This window comes from Rhodococcus sp. G-MC3 (assembly GCF_030063335.1).
Classification (GTDB): Bacteria; Actinomycetota; Actinomycetes; order Mycobacteriales; family Mycobacteriaceae; genus Rhodococcoides.
In genome coordinates, this window is the sequence record NZ_JASISW010000072.1 from 1 (window position 1) to 1,729 (window position 1,729).

Below are 1,729 nucleotides of genomic sequence, written 5' to 3' on the forward strand. Positions count from 1 at the left end.
CCTGAATGCACCGATGAGCTGATGTGCCAGCTGCGAGTTTCGTTGTGACGCTGCGATGCGGGTATGGGCGTGGGTGATCGTCCGACCTCGGTGTCGGGTTGTTCCACTGGGTTTTTCATCTCGTGGTCGGGCAGGAAGGTTTCTGTTAGGCGGTGAGCGGCGGATTCTGTCCGATCACGCTGTCGAACAGGGTCTTCCACGGTATTTCCCACTGCCAGTTCGTTGGGAGATGCAAGGTCCGTTTCCGGGCAGAGGATGCGACCCGCGCGGGCACGGTGACAATTGTGTCGCGGATGGTGGCGGTGGTTGCTTTCGTCAATTTCGGGTCACCGGTCAGGGTCGCGGCGGCGCGGGTGAGGTTGAATGCCATCACTGCGCACACCAACCATGCGGCGTTCGCGGCATGACTGCTCGACGGCAGATGAGCAAGTGCACTGTTCTTCAGGTCCGCGTGTACTTGCTCGATTATCGCGTGGTGGCGGTGGAGTTTGTCGGCGGCGACGGTGCCGAGATCGGCAGGGTCGGTGGTGGTGAAGAAGGCATGAAAGCGCCAGACGTCGAAGAGTTCACGTTGGCCTTGGTTCTTCTTCGGTCGCAGATCCGGGATCCGCCGCACGATCAGTCGTCCGGGGACGCGGTGCGCTTTCTTCTGGGAGGCGAACGCGGTGAACGGTATTTCCGCGACTTCGGCGGCGCTGAACCACCGTTGGGTGTCTTCGTCGAAGAGTGCGTTGGTGTATTCGATCGGGGTCCACGCATCGTCGGTGATGGTGGCGATGGCGGCTCGGGTGACGGAGTTGAGGCCGGTGGTGATGGAGACGTCCGCGCCGCCGGCCAGCGCAGCTCCGATGGCGGGGTACCCGAAATAGGCGGAATCGGCCCGCACCAACGGCGTGTGCCTCGTCGCGGTGATCGTCTGCGCTGGTGTGGTTCCCGATGCTGTGTTCGCCTGTGAGGCCGCGGCGGTGCGGAGTCGTTCGACGACGGCGAGGGTGTCGGCGATCATTCGCCTCGCGCCGCGGGAGGATCCACACGAGCCTTTCCGCAGGCGCTGCCCGGTGATCACCGGGGCGGCAGCACTGGTGCTGACGGTGGTGATCAGTGAGTTCAAGCCGCGGACCCCGGAGTAGCCGTAGCCGGATCCTTGTTTGCTGTGCCCGTGTACTTCGACGATGGTGTCGTCGATGTCGACGAGCACCCGTTCGGTGCCGATCCCGGCGACCACAGGGGTCCGTTCGGCGAGTGCGCACAGAAACCGCGATGCGACGGCGTCGAGTTGGCGGACGTGACCGAACGTGAACGCCCGGAGAAACGATCCGATCGTCGACGGTGCGTAGGGACGATCGAACAACACGCCCATCGCTCCGTGGCGGATCCGCCCGAGATCGGTGATCGAGTCGGCGCCGCCGATCATGCCCCCGACCACCGATCCGATCTTGCGGCCGGCGTTGGATCCCTTGTCGGTCGGCACACTCAGGTGAGTGTCGGCGAGGGCGAGGAGCCCGGACTGTTCGGCCAACGCCATGATCGGGACCAGTCCGGCGCAGGACACGAGGTTGGGGTCGTCGAAGTGTGCCGCGGTGACAGGGCGGGTGTGAGATAGTTGCATCTGCGAGATGCCCTTCGTAGTGGCCGAATCTTTCCCTAGACAAGATTGATTCTTTCACCACGACAGGGCATTTCGTATTCACAACTCGCGCTCAGTTGTCACTTCATCGGTGTATTCAGG

Annotated in this window: 1 protein-coding gene; it reads right to left on the reverse strand. The window is 63.2% G+C overall.

Annotation, left to right across the window (positions count from 1 at the left end):
* Positions 1-145: 145 nt before the first annotated feature.
* Complete coding sequence (locus QMK17_RS26205) at positions 146-1,609, reverse strand: IS1380 family transposase (protein ID WP_283512207.1); 1,464 nt, start codon at positions 1,607-1,609, stop codon at positions 146-148.
* Between the last annotated feature and the right edge of the window lie 120 nt (positions 1,610-1,729).